The sequence below is a fragment of the Romboutsia weinsteinii genome (assembly GCF_002250835.2).
In the GTDB taxonomy this organism is placed as follows: Bacteria; Bacillota; Clostridia; order Peptostreptococcales; family Peptostreptococcaceae; genus Romboutsia_A; species Romboutsia_A weinsteinii.
Genome location: NZ_NOJY02000016.1, coordinates 20,369 through 44,148 on the forward strand (window position 1 = coordinate 20,369; position 23,780 = coordinate 44,148).

Genomic DNA, 23,780 nt, shown 5'->3' on the forward strand with positions numbered 1-23,780 from the left:
TTTCTTAAATCCAAGACCTTGACTTTCATCCCCACACCTAAAGGAGGTGGCTTTTCGTCAATTTAGTGTAAAAAAATATCAAATTCTACTTAAGAGGTACTTTAAACTCAGCCAATATTTTTAATTCTTGTGTGGCCTTATCTACAATATGAACCACTGCATATTCTGAATCATCAGAAATAGGTTCATACTTACGATAGGCTAAAGTACCAATATCACTATCTAAATTATAACTACAAGTATGATCTTGTACTCTTTTACCTTTGTCATCATAAACTAAAACATAGGCACTATCACCAAATTCCTTAGGTATATCAACTTCAACCTCAGTAGTTCCTGGTGTAATAATCAATTTTTTTAGTATCGCACCATTACTCTCAAGATTTGGTTCATATTTTATATTTTTACTATCATTTTTCTCAATAGTAAATTTATGCCTCCAGCTACCCTCTACAACCTTACTCTTATCACCAGGTATTTGACGTGAGGATATTTTATGTATATTTGTCTCTAGCTCAAACTCATCAGGAATTTCTACACCTTCATTAATATAAGTTGCCAAATCAATATAAACTACACCAGCATATGTACTATCATCTACCTTCTTAAATGCATAATCAGAAGTTTGTAACATCTCATCACTAAAACTAGCTCTTATCTCTCTATAATTAACAACATCATTTATATTAATAATATCATATTCATTTAAATCCCCATCTTCCACCTCTATTATATAACTAATAAAAATATTACTTCCATCACAGTAAGCCTCTTGCACAGTAACACCAATTCCTTTATCTACAACTTTTTCTTTAATAGACTTAGCATCTTCATTTTTTATACTTTTTACAATATTCATTTTCTCAGCAAAAGGCTTATCCTCTGTTAAATTGTTCATTACATTCCCTATAAAAGGTATTTTTGCAGCAAGAGAAGGATTAGTTAAACTTATCCCTGCTACAATAACGCAAGTAGCAGCTGCTGACATAGATAAACTTTTTACCATTTTCTTTCTTCTAGCTTCTTTTTTTAAGATATCTTTGCTTTCCTTAAGCTTTAAATCAATATATGATGGAACTTCTTCATCTCCTAATATCTTATAAACTTTATCACTTTTACGCATTGTTCATTTCCTCCCTTTGTAAGTAAGTAGCTTTCACTTTGCCTTTTGCTCTTGATAATCTAGACTTTATAGTCCCCTCAGGTTCTCTCAATATCTCACTTATCTCTCTAGTATTTAATTCTGAGATATAATACAAAGAAATCACAAGCCTTTGCTCTTTAGATAAATCCCCTAATAATTCATCTAACTCAAATTCTGTTAAAAATTCTTGAGTATAAGATGCCTCGATATAATCATCTAAGCAAAGCACTTCTTTATTTTTTGCAATAATATCTTTGCATTTATTTATTAATATCCTAGTTAACCATGTCTTAAAATAGCCTTCATCTTTCAATGATTTTATATTTTTATATGCTGATATTACAGCCTCCTGCATAGCATCTGCTATGTCATGTTCATTGTTTAGTATAGATTTACAAGCTCTATACATAGGTGCTTTGTGTTTTTCAATTAATTGAAAGAAAGCATCTATATCACCTTTTTTAGATTTTCTTATCAAGTTGTTCATTACATCCTCCTAGTTTATATTCATATATCCCTAATCAAACTTTGATTTATTTGTTTTCAAGTATTAGACTGATGAATTTGTATAATTAGTTCCATTTTTATAAAAATATTTATACAAAACAAAAAGACCCATAAACGGATCTTATCTACCAGTCGGGTTTTCCGACTCCATGTTTAATCATTACTCATATCATTACAAGGCTTATTATACAATAATTCTTCATAAAAATAAAAAATAACTCTATTTAAAAGTTATTCTTTATCTTTAAACAAAAATTAAAATTATCCATTATCCTCATAATGTAGTCTATATTCAAATCATCTATTAATATTTCTTTAGGCATTATTTTTACATTATCTCCTGCCCATATGGAACAAATATATAAATCGCCTGTAGTATGATTATTTTTTATATAGTCTAACAATTGCTTAGCCCTTTTTTTATCACAACTACATCTGACCATATATGTATACTTATTATCTTTGCAACAACTTAGCTCCTCATCCCATCCATATTCTCTATGAATAAGTAGGTTTCCTGAATCATCTTCATTTTCACAGTAAGAAATTTCAATATCTTCTCCTAACTCTTCCCAACTACACCAATTGGGTGGTCTTATCCCCAAAGATTTTGCTTCATTGACTGTTATGATTTTTTCATTAGTTAAATCAGCTTCTGGCAGTTCACAATTTGATGTTATAAAAATATATTTACTCATACTTCTCCCTTTATTTTTCTAGTCTCTATTAAAGATATTTTATCAATAAATCTGCTTAAGGTGTAGTACTCTTTACAATAAAATGAATATGCTCTGTTGAATCTCTATACTCTTTCATTTCACAAGTTTGTTTACATAGCTCTAGAATATTTTCATAGCATTTTATATCTTCATCTGCTATTCTTTTTATCTCACTATGTATTCCAACTGAAAAACTTTCAGCACCAAAGTATGAAATTATCTCAAGACCTGAATCCTCTATCTCCTTAATAGCTCCACTAGGTGTCACTACATATGTTTCTGTAAATGATTCTTCCTTGCTCCAAGCCTTATTTTTCATGAGCTTACAGACATGTTCAAGATTTGCATATTCATAGCTACATTCATGCAAAGCTGCTTTTATAATACCAAGTCCATTTAAATACGCTACTATTGCTACACCATCTTTCTTTAAAATTCTCTTTATATTTTTAAGTAGCTCACCTCTTAACTTAATATCCTGTATATGATACATTGGTCCCATTAATAACACCGCATCAAAAGAATTATCATTAAACCTGTGCAAGTCAGTACAATCTCCACATACAAACTCATTAGCTTTTAATCCATATTCCTCTATCTTTTCTTTTGCAACATTTAGTTCTTCTTCAGAAATATCATACAATGTTACATCATAACCTTTTTTCAAAAGCTCAACAGAGTATCTTCCAGGTCCACAACCTATATCTAATACCTTACCCGTACTTTTAAAATACTTATCCATCATATATAAAGTAGTCTGAAATTCAATATTACTATATGGGTTAGTTAATCTATTCCACTCGATTATAGCATTTTCATTGTAGTATCCTTTTACAATCTCACTCATAAGCATATCCCCCTTGAAATATATTTCTATTAATTATATATATCTTTAAAATATATCTCAACATATATTTTAAAGATATATCTGACTCTATCTCATTTTAATGTATTTCCATTTTAAGGAAATATATTTGTTGACATTATTAATCAATAAACTATAATTAAATCATGAACAGTGTTCACAAAATAAACATCGTTTACATACTATTTCAAGAGGAGAAATTATGGGAGCAAAAGAAAGAAGAGAAAATATAAAAAAAGAAATATATAAAGCTGCTAGTGAGATAATTATTAATGAAGGGTATACCGGTCTATCTATAAGAAAGATAGCTTCAAAAATAGACTACTCTCCTGCTATGATATATAACTACTTTGAAAACAAAGCAGATATCGTAAGCTCAATCTGGCAAGAAAATGCAAAGAAAATTATATCGACTATGAGTACTTTAAAACTAGATAGTATTGATGAAAAAGAAAATCTAAAAACAATATATAGAACCTATATACATCTAATTTTAGAAAGTCCACAAGAATATAGAGCTATAATGTTAAACGATATTGAAGGTATCGATAGAGTTTATTTCGATTTTACAGATGAAGAAAAAGAAAGTTTAAGAATCAATAATACTAAAATATTTTATGATAAATGCCTAAAGTTAGGTTTACTTAGACCTATAGATACAGAAAGATATGCTTTTTTCTCTTGGATATCTATTAACGGTCTTATATCAAATATGATTCTATCTAGTAATAATGATAAAGAGTTCAATAAAAAATTAATTGAGGATTATATTGATTTTATAATTCATGGGTTATTTAAGAATAATTAGGAGGTATAACTATGGGAAATGTTATAGTGATTTATGAATCTAAATATGGAACTACTGAAAGATATGCAAATTGGATTTCAAAAGAACTTGGAGCTAAATGTGTTAAAAGAAAAGACTTAGATATCAATGAACTAAGTAACTTTGATACAATTATTTACGGGGGATGGCTTTGTGCAGCTAGTATAAAAGGATTTAAAACTATATCAGATGAAATAAAAAAATTAAAAGATAAGAAAATAATTGTTTATTCAGTAGGTTGTTCATCTCCTAAAAAAGAGGCAACTGATGGTATAGAAAAAATGAATTTTGAAGGTATTGACAATATAAATTACTTTTACTTAAGAGGTGGATTTAACTACAATAAATTAGGTCTGGGTAATAAAATCCTTATGAACATGCTCAAAATAAAGTTAAAAAGTATAAAGGAAGAAGATAGAGATGAAGATACAAAAGGTATGCTTGATGCTTATACTAATCCTATAGATTTTACTGATAAATCTAATATAGTACCTTTAATTAATTCTATTAAACGAACTGTATAAATAAAAATATAATCAATTTAGACTATAAATAAGAGGATATAGATAAATCTGTTCTATCAAAATTTATCTACATCCTCTTTACTTTTATAAGCTATCCCATAACTCTCATTAATATAATCTGAATAACTAACATTACTAAAGCTACTGGTAATTGCTTTTTAATAACTCCATACTTATCCTTCATCTCAAGAATAGCCACCGGAACTATATTGAAGTTTGCCGCCATTGGTGTCATTAAAGTACCACAGTATCCACTTGTTAAACCAATTATACCAATAACATTTGGATCTAATCCGTACTCTAAAATAAATGGTATACCTATTCCTATAGTAATTACTGAAAATGCCGCAAATGCATTACCCATTATCATAGTAAATAGTGCCATAGACACAGCATAAACTATTATTGCTATAGTAACATTACCTTGTGGTACTACTCCACTTACCATACTAGATATAACATCACCTACACCTGCTGCTGCAAATATAGCCCCCAGTGATGCAAGCAACTGTGGAAGTATTGATAGTGGTCCAACAGTATCTAAAAGCTTTTTACCTTCTGTAGGTATTGCTAAAACACTATCCTTTGACATTATTAGTATTGTTATTGCAGAAACTAATATACCAAATCCTAACCCAACTAAAGCTCCTAAATTTGGTAGTGCTATACCAAATATTAATGCTAATACTCCCATTGTAAGAGCTGGTATAAATATTTTATTTCCAAATTTATCTGCCATTTTTCTTTTGTATTCTTCTGGTATTACTTTGTTAATTCCAGGTGATACTTTATTAAGAATTGGAGGAATTGTCATTAATACTACCAAAGTTCCCGATACTATACTTGGTAAAAATTTGCCTAAACCTAATAGTGTTCCCAAAGATATCCAAAACACTGCTGTTCCAAACTTATTCCTTTGTCCTTTATCTTTTAATGCTCTAACCCCTACATATGCAGCCATAAGTCCACATGCCACATATATGATCTCCATTATAATATCTTTACTTGTCATTTGTCTTCACCCCTGATTTTTTCTTATACTTTTTCATAATCTTTTTGTCTATCATTATAAAGTATATTGCTGACACAACAACTGCTAATACGAATACTGGTATCTCTGCTTGAACAGCTTTTGCAGGATCTATCTCATATCCAAATGGCTCTAGTGTACTCTTAACAAGTAATATTCCTGAACCTGCAATAAATAAAACTTGTCCAAAGAACCAAGCAATATTTTCAGCCGCACTGTTCATTGCCTTTATAGTATCTCTATCTTCTTCTTCTAATTTCACTCCGTCTTTTTCAACAGATGCCTCAGCCATTGGACATATTACTGGTCTTATAAAACCTGCAACTCCACCAAAACTTACATTGAATGCAGCTAATGCTCCTCTTATCGCAGTATATCCTATAGCTATTAGACCAGGAGTTGCTTTTTTAAGCTTCCCAATTAAATCTCCAGCTACTTGTTTTAATCCGTTTTTTTCTAATACTCCAACAACAGGCAGTGTAATTATAAACATTGCCATATATCTATTAGAAACAAATGTATCTCCTAGTGTTGTTAATATTTCCGGTATTGTCATCCCCCCAACTAAACCAGTTACAACTCCTGCTGCCATTACTATAGATATAGCATTTAGCTTAAGTGCAAATCCTATAACTATAATTAAAATACCAATTAATTTAATCATGTTAAATCTCCCCCGTCTTGTATTTTATTTAAACTTGAATAGGTCTTACTCTCACACTTTTTAGCACTAATTCATTATCTTTTTCTAAACACTCTTCATGCTTCTCAAACTTAGCTTTATACATCATGTCTATTGTAGCAATATCAGATATATTGTGTGTTCTACTACAAAGGTCTAAATAGTCCCCTTGAGCAGTTTCATCAGAAACCTCAGTAGTCCAATCAAGTGCAGTTATCCATGGATATCTATGAGATACATGCCAAGCATCATTACTTGGCTTATATGGTAACCAGTAGTATATTAAATCTTTATAATAATTAGCTGGGAACAACTTAGGCATCCACTTATGAGCATATTTTTCAAATCTGTTTTGCCAATCAACATTCCACTTAGTTACTTCCTCGTCATTATTAATATAATCACTTACAACATCTTGTAATGCTTCACTTAATATCTTATTTTGCGGATATTTTTCATCATCTAAATACCAGAAGTATCCATAAAATAATGCTCTTGGTAACCAAAACCCTTTAAACCAAGGTGAAGTATATCCAGAAAACTGCTGATCCCACTCATGCTTTGGCACTCCATGATTATCGACTAATATATCTGGTAACCACTTATGCCATAGTTTAGTCAACGCTCTACTTTCTGTGTATTTACTATCTTCATTGAAATAGTCTCTAGCAAATTCTTTACCTACACTATTGAATCTAGCAATATGGAATTGCCACTCTGGATTATCCTTTTGAAGTTCATAGTGAATGTATCCTCCATCTACATTTTCAAATGGAATCATAACTATATTTACTTTATCCAGATATTTTCTGTAATCTTTATTAAGAAGTAATTGCTCTACAAGTAAGAATGCAGAGTTGGTACTAGATACCTCATTAGCGTGGTGTCTATTGTTTATTTGGAATACTGGCTTATTGTTAATAAGCTTTGTTCTAGATACTAGGCTTGATTTATATTCTTTAAGTATCTCAATAGCATATATATCTCTACCTTGATAAGATTTAGAAACCCTCCAAACATTAATACCTTTTACATATCTTAATTTATCTATTATTTGTATATATTCCTCATATCCTATAACCCTATCTTGCGGGATATTGATATCTCTTATATCAATAAGCTTGTCTTCTTTTACAAACTTATTATTATTTTTAATACATATCTCCTGATTATTAAATCTTAAAATTAAATTATTAAAACTATAATTTCCAAGATTTAATTTTTCTTCAATATAGTTAATTTTACTTTTAATAGTTTCTAAACAGCTTTCCTCTCCATCAATATCTATGTATACATTCTCTAATCCTGCACTGCTTATGCTAAGCTCATTTATGCATAAATCAAGATTAAACTCTTCTACACTACTATCCTCAGATTTCTCTAATGTAGCTTTCATATATGTGCCTTGTCCATTTCTCTTATTAATGATAGGAAGTATTAATCCTGGTTCATCAAGAGCTTCATTTACCATTTTTAGCCCTAGGGTTTTGAAGAAATCTAATCCTGCAAAATATATATCCTCATGAAGTGAACTTAATACTGATATAATATCTTGCCTTACATTTAACTTATAATCTGGCTCACTAGTTAATATATCTAGTTTTAGTACATCAAAGAATGGTTGTTTATCTTTACTTGGGTTATTATTAGTCTCTTCTAATATGTAGTTCTTACATTTTTCTAATACCTCACTTTGATATACATCCCATATTCTTTCAACATCTGTTTTTACAGTCTCACTTAGTACTACTTTATTGTTAACTTTAACTTCAACTAATCCAGTACTTGGATGAACCTTTCCTATACCTTCAAACTCATCAAGGTATGGTCTTTCTGAGTACTTAATATCAAAATTATCATATAAAATCTGTTCATTACTTTTGTTATAAACTATAAATTCATAATCAGAATTTCCATCTTCTAATATTTTAAACTCAATATTATCTCTACTCAATCCAATTTCATCTTGAATCAAGTCGTCTACAGGAAATAACTCTTGGACTAATCTTATAGGTAAATCAAAGTACTTATCTGGGTTATCATTTCGTGATGCATCGATATTAGGAATAGATCCATCTTCATCATCCCATTTTGTTTTTCCCTCTGGTAAAAACGGCTTAAACTTAATGTCTATACTTCCTATATCCTCTAAGCTTATGGTCTCTTTTACACAAGGGACAAGCTCTTCCATTATCCAACTTAGTGCTTGCTTATAAGAACAAAATACACTACACTTGGATAAATTAATTTTCTTATTCTCAAATAAAGATTCAATATATGTTTTTAACCCGTCTCTTATTTCTTTTTCTTCACTTACTAAAATCTTTATTTCCACGTCATCATCTTCATTTATAGCATCTAGCAACTTATCATTTAGAATACTTTTAACATCATCGACTTCCCAATCAAAGTTATATTCTTTTTCAAATATAGTAACTTTATTTTTATTTACTTGTGGCTTAAGAATCTCATTAATATCTTCTTTAAAGTCCTTTAAATTAACTTCATTGGCTCTTATTATATTTTCATAGTTTTTGCAGAAGTAATTTGATGTTTCTATAAGCTCTTCGTCTTTACCACATATAAGTAATCTGTTACTTTTAGGTACAAATCTTATATTTCCATGTACTTTATCAGAGTCTGCAAAGCTATCTCCTATACAGATACTAATCTTGTTAGAATCATTGATATGATTACTTGTAAATGCTATAGGAAGATTACATCCTAGTGTATTTAATCCTAATGTAGTAGCAATATTACAGGCTGCTATAAATTCATTTTCACTACAGTTTTCATCAATAATAATTGATGAATTGATTTTATCTCCTAAGAAATCATTATCTGTATCTATAATTAGTCCATACTCTTTATTAGTTACTTCTGATAAGTCTTTTACTTTAAAACTTATTTCTGGTAAATCTTTTCCTTCATAGTTTATATCTTCGTTATTACTTTTTTCCTTATAATTGCTTGATTCTTTACCTACGTTAATTAATGAATTTAAAAAGTCAAAATTATCTACTAAAACATCATATTTTCCTAAATCCTCTCCTTCATCAATTACCTTAATAATAGGTAAATCAAGGGCTGTACTCTCAAATCCAACCACTGCACATAAATTAATAGCTTTTAATTTTTCTTCTATACTAGCATTTTTTCTTATCACTATCTGTCCATTTAAGCCATCTACTTCATTAGTGTTTTTATCTCTATTAAATAAATTTTTATCATCAAATATTTTCCTAATATTATCTATTAGCATATTTCTCCACCAACTACACTAATATCTTCTTTGTATAGGGTACAAGCTTCTATAGCTAATTCTAAACCTCTAGTTATTTCTTCTAATGACATATATGGCATATTTCTCTTATCTAAAACTTGGCTTGTTGTAAATGGTATGTGTATAAATCCACCCTTGATATTTGGGTATTTTTTATCAATCATGTATAATACTCCATACATTACATGGTTACATACGAATGTTCCTGCTGAGTATGATAAAGTTGCCGGTATACCATTAGACTTCATATGCTCAACCATTGCTTTTACAGGTAGGCTTGTAATATATGCTATTTCTCCATCCTTACGAACTAATTCGTCAGTTGGTTGATTACCTTCATTATCAGCTATTCTAAAATCATCTATATTTACTGCTACTCTCTCTGGAGTTATATCAAACCTTCCCCCAGCTTGACCAATTGATAGTACTATATCTGGGTTGTGCTCATTTATAGCTTTTTCTATTGCTTGAAGTGACTTTTCTCTAACTGTTGGTATAGTTAGTTTGATTATTTTAGCTCCGTTTATTTCATCTTTTAACATTTTTACAGCTTCTTCTGCTGGGTTTATACTTTCTCCTCCAAATGGATCAAATCCTGTAACTAATATTTTCATGTCTATTCCCCCTTAGTTTTTAATAAAGCTTTATATATAATATATATTCTTTGGCAAAAACTGTAAATGACAAATTTTAGACAATCTTATACAAATTCTACTAAGTAACTTTTAATAATAAATTAAAATTAGCCATATATGTTTACTCTTATATAAACTTCTTTCTAATACTAGATCTAGAGTTAATATATTGATAGTTATTGTAATCTGTTAGTTGTGGCTACCTAGTTTGTTGACTTTTATATCTATTAATAGTTACTATCTAAGTAAAGATTATAATTTAGGAGGAATTAATGAAAAAAATTATTTACTCAGTTTTGTCTCTTATTATTCTAATCATAATAAATATTATCTCAGCTAAGCTTATAAATGTTGAGTTCTTAGAAATGTCATTTGCCACAGGGTTAATATCCTCTGTTGTCATTGCATTTTTTTCAAGCGAAGGTGGATTAATTTCCAATGCAGTAGATATGAAAGTAAAACATTTTCTTGAGAGTGAAACTAGAAAAAATTCATATTTTACAAAATTTCATATGAATATTCCTCTTAAAGTGGCTATATGTTATACAGTAATCTCTATTGTGTTAAGTGTAATTGCTTATTGGAAGTATTTTTAATTTAATGTTTTACACAACAAAGGCTATAGTATAGAATTCTATACTATAGCCTTATATAAATTTTATAAGATAATATCTTTAATTTCACAAACAATATCAATTAATTCTTTATTTGTTGTATCCACCTTTACTGTGTCCATTTTTTCATACAATTCTAATCTCTCTAAACTTCTAGATATATTCTCATCATTTCTAAGTCCTTTTTTAATATCTTCCTCAATTCTTGAGATTAATACTTCTTTTGAACACATTAATGTAATTTTATGTACATCAACATCATTAATATTTAACTTACTTAAAATATCACTCATTATTTCATCAGTATGAATTACCCAGTTAAACAGAATATATTTACTATTTGAGTTTTTAATAAAATTATTTAAAATATAAGAGATATTATCAAGAACCATATCTTTATTCTCTTCATCAACTATAAAAGGATTCATCATCCAGCAATTATCCCCATCTAACCAAAAAGAGTTTTCAAGCTCCTTATAAAGCACCTTACTAATAGTAGTTTTACCTACTCCCATTACACCATTTATTATTATTAGTTTTTTTCTCATGTTGTCCCCCTCAAATCCTCAAGTTTAATCTACCAGTCGAGTTTTCCGACTCCATCTTAATCTTATTTCCTTGATATATTTTTCAATTTATCTTCTCATCTTTTTAATCATTAGTTTTGTATCATTGTCACACTTTAGAGACTCACCAATTTTTTGTAGTGATTTATTAAATGTAAAATCATCTAATGTATTGTTATTTAAGTATTCTATAGTTATCTCTTTAAATTTCTTATAGCATATAGACACTGCCCACGCTACTGCCATCTTTACATAATATCCCTCATGTTTAATATTATCTAAATGCTTTAATACATCATCAATATAATCATTATCAACATAAAAATTAAGCATCATTACTACAGCAAACCTTACTTCAAACTCTTTATCTGATGAAAGGTATGGTTGTAAAAACTTCCATATCTCTTCTTTATGATTTTTAGTTAACTTAAGCCCAACACAAAAACTATCACACAATGACCAGTTATCTATTTTCGGTATGAAATAAGCTATGTATTTTAACATTTCATCTATTTCTGCATCTTTAACATAACCAAGTACCATACCTTCTAGCATTATCTCTTCAAAATAAACAGCTTCATTATTTTTTAAGAAGCTACGCCAATCATCCTTTGCAATTTTTTGGGCTATCTTTCTTAGGTTAGGAAGTCTTATCCCTAGTATATTATTTACTCCTGGTAAGAGCTTCATTGAAAAGTTTCTATATTTTTCTTCTGACAATTCCATAAGCTGATTTCTTATTTGCATATTTTATTTTCCTCCATATTTTATTTCAATAATATTAGCCCAAAGTACTTACATAAAAATCTATCAAGTCAAATATGTAATGTCTAACATTTCTAAACTTATAACCAATATCATTAACTTTCGTATAATCCATAGTAAATCCACCACCATTATATGGAGCAGTTACACCATCTTTACTTATCCTTGCCTTCTTTCCAGTAGTCTTTTCTATATAATCGATAATTTCACTTATCATAATAGTACCTTCATCGCAGGCATTAATAGGACCTGTATAGTCACTTTCACTAAGCCAACCTAAAAAGTCGCCTGCACTTTCAGAGTGTATAAAGCAGAATATACTTTCCATATTGTCAATATCAATAGTTTCTTCATTCATTATATTTTCAACATAAGAGTACAATCTTTTAGTGTAATCATTCTCCCCTAATACTATTGGAAATCTTACAGCAATAGTCGGGATATCATATTTTTGAAACGCTACTGCCTCAACTAGTTTTTTACCCTCTCCATAGTTATAATCATCTGTTGTTCCATAGCTAACAGTATATTCATAAGGATTATAATCATCTTCTTTAGAGTAATACTTGTTATCATATACTGAACCAGTTGATGTTACTATATATTTATTACACTTACCTTTGATGATGTCGCATAAGTCATCTATATTGTTTGGTGAATATGCAATATTGTCATAAATCACATCAAATCTCATATCTTTTAGCTTATCTTCTAAAGATTTTTTGCTATTTCTATCTATTTTTATTCTATTAACTTTATCACCAAATCCATCTTCTGTAACTCCCCTTGTTCCAACTGTAACGTCATTACCTCTTTCTATAAGGTTTTTCACTAATTCTCTCCCAAAATACCTAGTTCCACCTAATACTAGTACCTTTTTCATATTTTCCTCCTATGCTCACCATCACTTAATTTACCTTCAATATAATTATAAAACATTTAATTCTTTTGTGTAGCAAAAATAGCCATATATACTACATATATAGCTATTTTTATTAAATAATTTTCTAAACAATACTATGCTCTACCCATTTGTCTCCCCTTAGCCTTGATGTATATAAGATTCCTCTTATCAACCAATCCGTATACATACCAATCCATATTCCAAGTACTCCAATTCCTAGCACAACACCTAATAGATATCCAGTACATATTCTAAATATCCACATGCCAATAATAGCAGTAACCATAGTATATTTAGTATCTCCTGCACCTTTTAAACCTGAAGATAACACAAATGACATAGGCCATATAATCATAGCAATACTATTACTTCTAATCAATTGAGATGAAATATTTATTACTTCTGAACTATCCGTGTATAGACTAGATATCCAAGGTGCCAGTGGAATAAATATAAAACCTAGCAGCACAAGGCAACCTGTTGCAAACTTTGTTAAATAAATTAAAGTACTCTTAGCTCCATCAACATCTCCTCTTCCTATATATTGACCTACAAGTGCCGTAGCTGCAAGCATAAGAGCATTACCAATTACATTTATTATTGATGATACTGACATTCCAATTGTATTAGATGCAATTGAAGCAGTTCCCATTGTTACAATAAATATCTGCACAATTAATTTACCTGCATTAAAAAGTACTTGCTCTATTCCTGCAGGAATTCCTATACTAAAAATATTCTTTTGTATCTCTACATTAATCATAAAGGGAAATACTTTTCTTATTTTTATAATATCACTACCCTTAAATAAAATTAATAAGATGACAATACTTCCTGTAACTCTTGCTATAGCAATAGAAACTGCTGCACCTATAATACCTAATGAAGCTGAATAAATAAGTAAATATCCAAATACGATGTTTACCACGTTCATAATCATAGATATAAGCATTGGTTTTTTCGTATCCCCACACCCTCTTAACACTCCACTAGCTATTTGTTGAATTGCAACAAATGGATACGTTAAAAGTGTTACTTCAATATAAATCTTTGCATTTGTTTTCACTAACTCTGTAGCTGATCCATAAAATGAGTTAATCAATACTTCTCTAAAAAACCACATTAAAATTGTAATTATTAATGATATTAAAATCCCTGATACTAACCCTTGTTTTATAGTCTCATTTGCCTTGTTATTATCACATTTCCCTATATATTGAGAAACTACAACAGTAGCCCCAACTGATAATGCAGCAAAAAATGCTATAAACATGTTGTTAATAGAATCTACCATCCCTATTGCAGACACAGCCTCTGCACCTATATGCCCGGCCATCATAGTGTTTACTACACCTAAAAGCATTACAAATGTTTGCTCACCGATTATTGGGATGGCAACGCTTAGTACATCCTTTCTAAACATCTAATCACCCCTCTTTTCTGATTGTTACCCATATTAAAAAACACTCCATAATTTATATTACTATAATGATTAAAGAGTGTGCCTATTTAGTGGTGTATACTTTTATTTGATTTTTATTATAAGTTTAGTATATAAATCATAGAAAAATATTATTTCCTTAGTAATAAATTGTAATATATCATAATAAAGTAATCTAAAAATATTCTTGTAATAATTTGCTTTTTTTTGTAGCATTATTATAACCCAAACATATATTAGTATTGAGATAGAAAATCTCACAAAAATGAGATAATAAATCTTACAAAAATTAATATGGAGTGATCAGTTTTGAACAATAATGATATGAATATCTACACAAACAAATTACAATCTTGTGCTAATGAATTAGTAATTCTTGCAACAAAATTTGATGGTCAATCAATTGGAGACGAAGCAGCAGATTTCTATTTAACTCCTTGTACAATTTGGGAATATATAAAAGCTGCATTAGTAGGTTCTAACTGTCCTATGGTAACAACTCCAGTTTATGATGTAGAAGAGCAAGAAGAAGCTTTAGCTCCTCAAAGAAATCAAGGGATATTAGATGATATATGTGATGCATTAGAATATATATTAGATAATTACTCTATAGGAAACTGCGAACTTAGAAGACAATTAATAAGAGCATTAAAATTATGTAATTGCTTAGCAGAAACATTAAGATCAATAAATTGTATAGACCGTGCTAAATCATTAGTAGGATTACTATTCTGCTTACTAGTACAACTTATACTTTTAATAGCTGCTATCATAGTAAAAATAATAATACTATTATTAGTTTGTTCAGATAACAACTGTGGATCTAATGACAAAGTAAATACTGCTTTCTGTGATTGTCTACTTTGCGAACTTAAAAAAGAATTAGATCAAGCTGAAAAATTAATAGACGATCTAAGCGATTTAGCAATAAAATTCATAAAATTTGCTAAATGTAATTTCTCAAAAGAAAACAATAATAATGGATGTAACTGCAAGTGTAATTGCCATGAAAACAAATGTGATCATGAAGATAAGTGTAATTGCGAAGAAGATTATAGACCTTATGGAAATGGATGCAAGCATTGTGGAAATGGGTACAGACCTAACTACGATGATCAATGTAACAGAGACCCAAGATATAGATACTAATTCATATGTGCTTAATAGTAAAATAAGTATATCTTCTGTTTTATAGAAGATATACTTATTAATATAATCTTTATTAATAAGGCTATACTTATAAGTATAGCCTTATTAATATTTTTAATTTTTAGTTTACATATATTACAGGTGCAATTGCTAATAAGTTATTGATATTTACTTCTTTTTCATATAACTTCACAATAATACTATCACCCTTGTTTATTCCATGTTTTAACTCTATAATCAGTCCTTTTGTATATTTCGTAATAATCTTTTGACCTTTTCTTTTTATTTCTAATATATATTCAGTACTTATTAGTTTTTTATTGTTTTCATGAAAATTAAAACTAATATAATAACTATTAGCTTTTTGATTGATATATGCTTCCAATATATTTTCCTTTGTTATAAAAGTTTGTCCATTTTTAATAGCCATATAAAGTTCATCTTTACTAAATTCTTTTTCATTAACTTTTATATAAGTACGAAAGCAGTTTTCCATACTCGCCCTTCCATGTAAATCCATACCTGTTGTCATAGATATCTTATATCCATCTAGTACTAATTCTTCCCATAGCTCTAATGCTTTTTCATTAACTTCTATAGGCTCTGGATTATTAAAAATCTCTATAAAATCTATCATTGAGTAATCATTAATTTTCATTTCCCATCTGCATCCTTTTGCGTATGGATACCCCTTGGAAAATGGATGTGCTATACCTACTAATCCTCCCTTATCTCTAATTTGTTTAAAAATTATTTCTGGTTTATTTTTATTTATATTCTCCCAGTTTATATATTCTTGTAGGTTTAGGCATAGTATATGTCCGTAGTAGGTTGTAAGTTCAACTCCATATATTAAATCTATATTAATATTATTTTCTCTAATTACTTTAAATGCTTTATCATGACCTGAAATTGTATTATGATCTGTAATTGCTACGCCATCAACATTCTCCTCTACCATATAGTTAATAAGCTCACTTACAGATATATTTCCGTCAGATTCACTTGTATGATTGTGAAGTTCATATCTTTTAAACATAATCTGCTCCTTTTAATACATCTCCACTTACATTAAGTTTATATTGTGTATTGTCATATATTACGTTAAATACCATAATATTAACTTTTAAAACTCCTTGTATATTATCTTGGCAAATAGCTCCATTGGTAGATTCTTTACTACTTATATATATACTCCTATCTGTCAATTGGCGATGTATCCCCCCTATAAATCTATCATTTAAAAATGCTGATATATGAATCTCTGTTTTCATGTGCTTAGCACCCTCTTTAAATTTTTCCTCACTTGGCTCATCAACTAATTCATCTTTATGGTCATTAGTATAATCTATTATCATAGCTTTTTTTATTTCATCTGTAATCTCATTTACAATTTGCTTATCAAAAGAGAAATCTATTTTAATATTTTCATATACTTTCTCTAAGCATACAGTGTATGAAATATGTCCTACGAAGCTTCTATTTAACATACCTTCTACTCTATAAATATCTTCCAATTTCTTAATTCCCCCTATTTATATATGTAAAGTAAACCTTGTTTTAGGTATTAATATTGATATTGAAGTTGTATTTGCTTTTTTGTTATTACATTCAAACTAATATTTGTTATTACATTCAAACTAATATTTGTTATTAGTACAATATATAATATTGGAAGGCTTGTTCCAAGAAATAAACTTAATACTGGCATTACTATATATAAAACATACACTATCAAGCATAATCCTATCAGGAGCAATAATGATATTAATAAGTTTGAGAATGGATATAATATTGTATATTTTACATTGTCTTTTATGCTCATCTCATAGTGGTTATAAATTGAATACATAACTAGAGAGGCTATTATACTAAATATCATTAATAATATAAATAAATAAGATATGTACAATGAATAACTTGTACTAATTGACGAAAAGTAAATATAGTCTAAAGTAAGAACTACTACTATAGCTAACATTATCCATCCTAATATATTCGCATTTATAAAATCCTTTTTAAAATAGTATTTATAAGTATCATATATATTAAAATCTTCTTTTCTTATCCACTTACGACATATTGCAAACATTGCACATGTAGATGGGAAAATACCCGCAACTAAAAGTCCGTAGAAGCTAAAATATATCCACAATATATTTGCTATCATTAATCTATATATCCAAATATAAACTTTATTTAAACCACCATATATACTTTCCATTTTATCTCCTCTTTTTAATTAAGTAATGTCTATTTTTTTCCAATTACCTTTTTTCCATCTAATATAAAATAGCGTTGCTCGTATCCATTCATCTATAATTGAAACTACCCATACACCACAAATTCCATATCCAAGCACTACACCTACGATAAAACTCATTGGAATAGTTAAAAAATATGTAACAACCATACCCGTAATCACTGGGAATCTAACATCTCCAGCTGAATTTAATTGTGCTATTAATATAGAATTTGCTGCCCTTGCAGGTTCTAAAAGTATACTTAATATTATCAAACTTATTGCTATTCCTATTATACTTTTATCATTTGTAAATAAGGAAATTATAGGTCTATAAAATGGCACAATACTTATACTAATTATAAATATTGCAATAACCCCTTTGTATAAGACATTTATTCCATATTCTGATGCCTCTTCTTTTAATCCTCTACCAATTAGCCTTCCTACGATAACTGGTACTGCTAATGATATAGCAGATGATACTGTAAATATAAATGATGTAGTAGTTTGCGCATATATTTTTGAAGTAACTACAGCCGTTCCAAATCCAGCTATTATAGCAGTTAGCATAACTTGTGATATATTATAAGATATACTCTCCATACCTGAAGGCAATCCTAGCTTAAAGATTGATTTTAAGCAGTCTAAATCTATCTTTGGATTTATAATACTTGACTTATATTCTTTAAATAACTTTAAGAATAAATAAATATATATGATTGCTCCTATAATTCTGGAAAGTAAAGTAGCATTTGCTACACCCTCTATACCTTTTCCAAGTAATGTAACAGGAGTTAATATAACTATTGAGCTTCCTATAAGATTTATAATATTTATTATTATTGATATTTTCATTATAGGTCCTACAATGGCAAAGCTTCTAAATATTGAAGCAAAGCTAGTCATTATACCTTGAAATATCAAACTAAATCCAACTATTTTTAAATAGCTATATCCTTTTTCTAATAATATTTCTGGCGTTTTAATAAAACTTAGAAAGTGTTTCCCAAATAAAAGTAATACCATAAATATTATAAAAGAAATAACCAGATTCAAGTATATTGAACTTCCTATCACAAGTTTTATTTTTTCATTTTTATTACTACCCAATAGTTGAGTTAATAAAATTACAGCTCCTATTGCAACAACCCCAAGTATCATAGTTCCTATTACTATAATTTGATTAGAAAGACCTACAGCTGCAACTGCATCATCTGAGTACTGGCTAAGTAGTAGGATATCAACATTTCCTATTAAAGTTTGAAATACTTGCTCTACTAATATGGGTATGAATATATGTATAAATCTTAACTCATTTTCTTTTTCTAGTTTGTTATAAGTTATTGTCTTCAACATTCATTGTCTCCATTTTATAATCATCGTTTATGTCTAAATCTATAACACGTACACCTCTTGGTAAATCTCCATAACATTGATATCCTGTAACATTTCCATAACCGAGTTTAATACCATGATGCATTCCCAAAAAGTTATTGTCATGATCATGCCCACAAAACATTGCATCAATTTGTTTATTTATATACAGAGCTGAGAATAATCCTGTATTTATATAAGGTGCAGATATCATATCATTTGTTTCATTACATTCTCCCGATATTATATTTTTTGCAGCTTCCCAATATTCAGGTATAGGTATGTGCATAAATACTAAATCTCTTTTCCCACAATCTCTCATATATGTCTCTGATGTACTCCTAAACCAGTTTATTTGTTGTGGCTGTATCCAATCATAAGTTCCGATATCAAGTTTTGGGTACCATCCTGAATCAAATAAATATAATACATTTTCTAGGTTTTCTCCAGATTTATTAAATATCTCAACACAATAACTTTCCTTTTCTTCAAATATAAATGTATGTTTTTTCTCTACTAGATTATCAAGTAATCTCTCCATTACCCTCAAATCACATCTACTTACACTCATCTCAGAATCATGATTACCATAAGCAATGGCAACGGGAACAGCATGTTTATTTATCCTTTCCATAAGTTCAATAAATATTTTTGCTGGTGCAGGTACTCCATCTGTCCAAATTAAGTCACCTGTAATAACAACCAAATCTGGATTTAATTTAGAAATAGCTTTGTCTATCAAATCGAAGGTTTTATAATCATCTTCATGATGAGGTAATGAACCTATATGTAAATCTGTCATTTGTATAATTCTAAAAGTATTATTTTCATTGTATTTTAATTTCATTATATCCCCCAGTTTAATCAAAATTTATTCTTTTATTGAACCCACTGTTATACCTTGCACAAAGTACTTTTGTATAAATGGATACATTATTACTATAGGAAGTATTACTATAATAATGGTAGCCATTTGCAAACTTTCTCCTGTAATACTTATTTTTTCTAACATGGTATATGCCTGTTCTCCTGATGATTTTAGCAATATATCTGCTAGTGCATTTTGTCTAGTAAGCATTTCTTGAAGTATGGTAGCTAAAGGTTTTAACTTTGCACTTCTTACAAAAAATGTACCTGCATACCAATCATTCCAATGACCAACAGCAGTAAATAGTGTTATTGTAGCGAGTACTGGTTTACTCATTGGTAATACTATTTTTGTGAATATATTAAATTCACCATACCCATCTATTCTTGCAGCTTCAATTACACTACTTGGTAACTGATTAAAAGAAGTTCTTAGTAAAAGTATATTAGTTACACTGTATAATGTTGGAATTATGTATACCCATATACTTTCTGTCAATCCTAACTTGTTAAGAACAAGATAATATGGTATTGTCCCTCCACTAAATAACATAGTAAAGAAAATGAAAAATGAAATATACTTTCTTCCAGGAAGTGTTTTTATTGTAAGGGCATAAGCTGCCATTGACATAAGCCCTACACCAAATGTAGTTCCAAGTACTGTTCTAAATACTGAAATAAATAAACCATTTAATAAATTGTCTTGTTTAAATACCTCAATATAGTTATCTATTGTCAATGCTCTTGGAAGTAGTGTGATTCCCCCCCTTTGTGCATCTACCCCTGAATTAAGAGATAGTGCCAATATATGCATGAATGGTAGTATTATAGATAAACATAAAATAACAATTAGTGTAGTATTTATTACTTTTGATGCTTTAGAGCTTTCCATACTTTTAGTCATTTTAACTCTCCTTTGTTAAGATAAACCTAACTACTATAGTAAATTATAATAGTTAGGTTGTTTTATTAGTACTTTATAGTTACCCCGCTTGCTTCTTTTTCTTTTAAGAATTCACAGAACTTAGATAGTCCATTTTTCTCTAAGTTTTTAAGAGAATCATCTAGTATCTTTTTTGCTTCTGATGATGATTTTGCATAATATGCACGTTCTAAATCCTCATTATATCTAGTTAAAGCTGCTTCAAGATCACCCTTGCCTCCATCAAATTCATACAAAAATGATTTAGGAGTCATACCATCTATAACTGAAGCTTCCTTCACTTTCTTGTCATAATCATACATTTCTATTATTTTAGTTGCTGCCGATGTATCTTCCTCTTTAACTGATTGTCCCCATTCTGCTTCACCAAAGTCTTCTTGATTATCAAGATCTGTATATCCTAGATGCTCTCCCCAATAAGAACCTACCCCTCTAAAACCAAGCTTTTTCGCTTCTTCAGGTTTCTTCTCTTTTAACTCAATCACTTCTTTTTTTACTACTGGATTTCCGTTTTCATCAAGATCATAGTCTCTTCCTTCTAGTCCATAGAAGTATAGTCGCTTTCCTTCTTCAGATGCTAACCAATCAGCAAACTTAAATACTTCTTCAGCATCCTTAGTTGTAGATGGTATTGCCCATCCAGCATAACCAGATTTATATGACAGTACCATATTATTGCTTCCATCTACCCTACTTATTGGTCCTAAAGGTATATATTCCATATCATTATTTTCAGGTAAGAAGTTATGCATATCTGCAACTATTCCAAATGAACCATTGACTACTCCTTCTTTAGCTCTTGTTTCATTCATAGTGTAAAATTCCGGATGCATTATACCTTCTTTTATAAGTTTTTGAACGTATTCTACTCTTTTCATTCCGTACTCAGTTTGAGCTTCGTGTTTTATATTACCATCCTTATCTTTAAAAAATTTCTCTGAACTATCTCCTGACCATACTAAATCATTGTATAAAAAATCCCTATCTGATCCTCCCCAAGCGGTTGGACCTATTGCAGTTATTGGTGCTCCATTGTCATCCTTATATCCTTTTTCTTTTATCTTCTTAGCCAAATCATATAATTGGTCTGTTGTTGTAATTGAAGCAGGATCTATACCTAAATCATCAGTTATAGATTTTTTTATATAAGTTCCTCCTATATACGCTCTATTAACTTGTGCAGGAGTTCTATTTATTGACATATGCATAAGATACGATGAACCATCCCAGTCATCTCTAAACATTATATTATCTCTAGTATCTGCAGGAAGGTAATCCTTATCTAGGTATTTTGAGTAAGTCTTTGAGTTCTCCATAAATGGTTTTAAGTCTGTAAACTGTCCTTCATTAGCTGCCTTTAATAACATCTGCATTTCTTCTCTACCACTATTATTTAAATAAAATGCTATAAAATCAGGTAAATTACCTGCTGCAAGACCAGAAGATAATGCTCCTTGAGAATCTTCAGCTGTTATTCCCTCTAGCTCTAATGTTATACCTGTTCTTTCTTTTATATATTTTTGTATCTCAGGATTCATATCAACTGATGCATCATTTGCTGATTGAAAAATTAATCCTTTAATAGTTCTATCTGCTATCCAAGTATCCGGTGCATCTGCTGGCTTTTCGCTACTTTTGTTACTTGAGCATCCTGTAACTATAGATGTACAAAGCATAAATACTGTTACTAATTTTGCTATCTTTTTAAATTTCATATTGTCCCCCTTAGACTTGTTTTACCATAAAGATGTTCCGAATTTTTTACTTGAAATCTTATTAACTATAACAGTTAATACTAAGCCTATAGCCCCTTGCATAAGTCCAATAGCTGTCGCGTATCCAAATTGTCCTCCTAAAAGACCTGTTCTAACTATGTATGTGTCTATTGTTTCAGCTAAGTTGGCATTTCCTGGTGTTTGTAATAAATATATTTGATCAAATCCAGCCGATAATATACTTCCTATTGATAATATAAATAAAATAATAATAGTTGAACTAATACCAGGTATCGTAATATTAGCAATTTGTCTTAACCTATTTGCACCATCAATTGATGCTGCTTCATATAGTGATGGTGATATTGCAACGATTGCGGAGAAATATATTATCGAATCCCAACCAATGTTTTTCCATAGATAGCTTAAAAATACTATTGGGAAAAAAGTATCTTCCTCCATTAAGAAAAATGTACTTCCATCTCCCCCCATAGATGTTATAGCTTGATTCAAAAGTCCAGTATTCGGTGCAAGCACTCTTTCTGCTAACCCTACTACTACTACCCATGATAAAAAGTATGGTAAATATGAAATACTTTGAAAGGTGCTTCTTAACTTTGGACTTTTTATCTCATTAAACATAAGCGCTAGCATTATAGGAAATGGTAAATAAACAAATAACTTAAGAGAACTAATAATTAAAGTGTTTTTTATATATAGCATACTTCTTGGGTCTTCAAAGAACTGTTTAAAATATTTTAGTCCTACAAACTCTCCTCCAAATAAACCTGTATTAAATCCGTACTCCTTAAAAGCTAGTACCATACCTGACATTGGTATATACGAAAATATAAAAAAGAATAAAATGCATGGCATTAACATAAAGTAAAAAACTTTATGCTGTTTTATTTGTTGGATAATTTTTGGCTTTGTAGGATTAAAGTATTTCTCTATATCATAAGCCACAATGGATTGCTGCATT

24 protein-coding genes are annotated in these 23,780 nt (G+C 29.4%); 4 read left to right on the forward strand and 20 right to left on the reverse strand.

Annotation, left to right across the window (positions count from 1 at the left end; translation table 11 throughout):
- Positions 1 to 85: 85 nt before the first annotated feature.
- From CHL78_RS10670 to CHL78_RS10685, 4 genes are all read right to left on the reverse strand, one after another.
- Positions 86 to 1,123, reverse strand: coding sequence for a DUF4179 domain-containing protein (locus CHL78_RS10670; RefSeq protein WP_094367394.1), 1,038 nt, complete (start codon positions 1,121 to 1,123; stop codon positions 86 to 88).
- The gene (locus CHL78_RS10675) at positions 1,116 to 1,631 is read right to left on the reverse strand and encodes an RNA polymerase sigma factor (RefSeq protein ID WP_094367395.1); all 516 of its coding nucleotides are present in this window, start codon (positions 1,629 to 1,631) and stop codon (positions 1,116 to 1,118) included. The genes CHL78_RS10670 and CHL78_RS10675 overlap by 8 nt, the downstream gene beginning before the upstream one ends.
- Positions 1,632 to 1,875: 244 nt before the next feature.
- On the reverse strand, positions 1,876 to 2,349 hold the full coding sequence (locus CHL78_RS10680) for a hypothetical protein (protein WP_094367396.1): 474 nt from the start codon (positions 2,347 to 2,349) through the stop codon (positions 1,876 to 1,878).
- 55 nt (positions 2,350 to 2,404) lie between these two features.
- Positions 2,405 to 3,217 (reverse strand): methyltransferase domain-containing protein, encoded by an 813-nt coding sequence (locus CHL78_RS10685; protein ID WP_158540681.1) that lies wholly within the window; start codon positions 3,215 to 3,217, stop codon positions 2,405 to 2,407.
- A 220-nt stretch (positions 3,218 to 3,437) separates the two neighbouring features.
- Between CHL78_RS10685 and CHL78_RS10690 the strand changes: the two genes are divergently transcribed.
- Together CHL78_RS10690 and CHL78_RS10695 are read left to right on the forward strand one after the other, a co-directional pair.
- Positions 3,438 to 4,043, forward strand: coding sequence for a TetR/AcrR family transcriptional regulator (locus CHL78_RS10690; RefSeq protein ID WP_094367398.1), 606 nt, complete (start codon positions 3,438 to 3,440; stop codon positions 4,041 to 4,043).
- An 11-nt stretch (positions 4,044 to 4,054) separates the two neighbouring features.
- On the forward strand, positions 4,055 to 4,585 hold the full coding sequence (locus tag CHL78_RS10695) for a flavodoxin domain-containing protein (protein ID WP_094367399.1): 531 nt from the start codon (positions 4,055 to 4,057) through the stop codon (positions 4,583 to 4,585).
- A gap of 91 nt (positions 4,586 to 4,676) precedes the next feature.
- Here CHL78_RS10695 and CHL78_RS10700 read toward each other — a convergent pair whose 3' ends face one another.
- The 4 genes from CHL78_RS10700 to pcp are packed head-to-tail and all read right to left on the reverse strand — an operon-like array spanning position 4,677 to position 10,194.
- Positions 4,677 to 5,597 carry a DUF979 domain-containing protein gene (locus tag CHL78_RS10700; protein ID WP_094367400.1) on the reverse strand — a complete coding sequence of 307 codons (921 nt, stop codon included), beginning with the start codon at positions 5,595 to 5,597 and terminating at the stop codon, positions 4,677 to 4,679.
- Entirely contained in the window at positions 5,587 to 6,279 is a 693-nt protein-coding gene (locus CHL78_RS10705; protein ID WP_094367401.1) for a DUF969 domain-containing protein, read from the reverse strand. The genes CHL78_RS10700 and CHL78_RS10705 overlap by 11 nt, the downstream gene beginning before the upstream one ends.
- 28 nt (positions 6,280 to 6,307) lie before the next feature.
- A complete protein-coding gene (locus tag CHL78_RS10710; RefSeq protein WP_094367402.1) occupies positions 6,308 to 9,559 on the reverse strand; it encodes a M14 family metallopeptidase in 3,252 nt (1,083 codons plus the stop codon).
- A complete protein-coding gene (gene pcp, locus CHL78_RS10715; protein WP_094367403.1) occupies positions 9,553 to 10,194 on the reverse strand; it encodes a pyroglutamyl-peptidase I in 642 nt (213 codons plus the stop codon). Before pcp ends, CHL78_RS10710 begins: the two co-directional genes overlap by 7 nt.
- Before the next feature lie 293 nt (positions 10,195 to 10,487).
- Here pcp and CHL78_RS10720 point away from each other — a divergent pair, with 293 nt between their 5' ends.
- Complete coding sequence (locus CHL78_RS10720) at positions 10,488 to 10,811, forward strand: hypothetical protein (RefSeq protein ID WP_094367404.1); 324 nt, start codon at positions 10,488 to 10,490, stop codon at positions 10,809 to 10,811.
- Between the two features lie 62 nt (positions 10,812 to 10,873).
- Here the strand turns inward: CHL78_RS10720 and CHL78_RS10725 are convergent, their stop codons facing one another.
- From CHL78_RS10725 to CHL78_RS10740, 4 genes are all read right to left on the reverse strand, one after another.
- Complete coding sequence (locus tag CHL78_RS10725) at positions 10,874 to 11,377, reverse strand: AAA family ATPase (protein ID WP_094367405.1); 504 nt, start codon at positions 11,375 to 11,377, stop codon at positions 10,874 to 10,876.
- Between the two features lie 87 nt (positions 11,378 to 11,464).
- Positions 11,465 to 12,142 carry a DNA alkylation repair protein gene (locus CHL78_RS10730; RefSeq protein ID WP_094367406.1) on the reverse strand — a complete coding sequence of 226 codons (678 nt, stop codon included), beginning with the start codon at positions 12,140 to 12,142 and terminating at the stop codon, positions 11,465 to 11,467.
- A 34-nt stretch (positions 12,143 to 12,176) separates the two neighbouring features.
- Positions 12,177 to 13,043: an NAD-dependent epimerase/dehydratase family protein gene (locus tag CHL78_RS10735; RefSeq protein WP_094367407.1), complete on the reverse strand. Its 867-nt coding sequence runs from the start codon at positions 13,041 to 13,043 to the stop codon at positions 12,177 to 12,179.
- A gap of 124 nt (positions 13,044 to 13,167) precedes the next feature.
- The gene (locus CHL78_RS10740; protein ID WP_094367408.1) at positions 13,168 to 14,487 is read right to left on the reverse strand and encodes an MATE family efflux transporter; all 1,320 of its coding nucleotides are present in this window, start codon (positions 14,485 to 14,487) and stop codon (positions 13,168 to 13,170) included.
- Between the two features lie 327 nt (positions 14,488 to 14,814).
- Between CHL78_RS10740 and CHL78_RS10745 the strand changes: the two genes are divergently transcribed.
- On the forward strand, positions 14,815 to 15,654 hold the full coding sequence (locus CHL78_RS10745) for a hypothetical protein (RefSeq protein ID WP_094367409.1): 840 nt from the start codon (positions 14,815 to 14,817) through the stop codon (positions 15,652 to 15,654).
- A gap of 121 nt (positions 15,655 to 15,775) precedes the next feature.
- Here CHL78_RS10745 and CHL78_RS10750 read toward each other — a convergent pair whose 3' ends face one another.
- The 8 genes from CHL78_RS10750 to CHL78_RS10785 form a co-directional block, all read right to left on the reverse strand.
- The gene (locus CHL78_RS10750; RefSeq protein ID WP_094367410.1) at positions 15,776 to 16,693 is read right to left on the reverse strand and encodes a CehA/McbA family metallohydrolase; all 918 of its coding nucleotides are present in this window, start codon (positions 16,691 to 16,693) and stop codon (positions 15,776 to 15,778) included.
- Positions 16,686 to 17,171: a DUF6669 family protein gene (locus CHL78_RS10755; RefSeq protein ID WP_094367411.1), complete on the reverse strand. Its 486-nt coding sequence runs from the start codon at positions 17,169 to 17,171 to the stop codon at positions 16,686 to 16,688. The genes CHL78_RS10750 and CHL78_RS10755 overlap by 8 nt, the downstream gene beginning before the upstream one ends.
- Positions 17,172 to 17,221: 50 nt before the next feature.
- On the reverse strand, positions 17,222 to 17,878 hold the full coding sequence (locus tag CHL78_RS10760) for a YesL family protein (RefSeq protein WP_094367412.1): 657 nt from the start codon (positions 17,876 to 17,878) through the stop codon (positions 17,222 to 17,224).
- An 18-nt stretch (positions 17,879 to 17,896) separates the two neighbouring features.
- On the reverse strand, positions 17,897 to 19,255 hold the full coding sequence (locus tag CHL78_RS10765) for an MATE family efflux transporter (protein WP_094367413.1): 1,359 nt from the start codon (positions 19,253 to 19,255) through the stop codon (positions 17,897 to 17,899).
- Complete coding sequence (locus CHL78_RS10770; protein WP_094367414.1) at positions 19,233 to 20,120, reverse strand: metallophosphoesterase family protein; 888 nt, start codon at positions 20,118 to 20,120, stop codon at positions 19,233 to 19,235. Before CHL78_RS10770 ends, CHL78_RS10765 begins: the two co-directional genes overlap by 23 nt.
- Positions 20,121 to 20,144: 24 nt before the next feature.
- Positions 20,145 to 21,044, reverse strand: a complete 900-nt coding sequence (locus tag CHL78_RS10775) for a carbohydrate ABC transporter permease (protein WP_094367415.1) — start codon at positions 21,042 to 21,044, stop codon at positions 20,145 to 20,147.
- Positions 21,045 to 21,109: 65 nt separating this feature from the next.
- Positions 21,110 to 22,798, reverse strand: a complete 1,689-nt coding sequence (locus tag CHL78_RS10780; RefSeq protein WP_094367416.1) for an extracellular solute-binding protein — start codon at positions 22,796 to 22,798, stop codon at positions 21,110 to 21,112.
- 21 nt (positions 22,799 to 22,819) lie between these two features.
- Positions 22,820 to 23,779, reverse strand: a complete 960-nt coding sequence (locus CHL78_RS10785) for an ABC transporter permease (RefSeq protein WP_094367417.1) — start codon at positions 23,777 to 23,779, stop codon at positions 22,820 to 22,822.
- Between the last annotated feature and the right edge of the window lies 1 nt (position 23,780).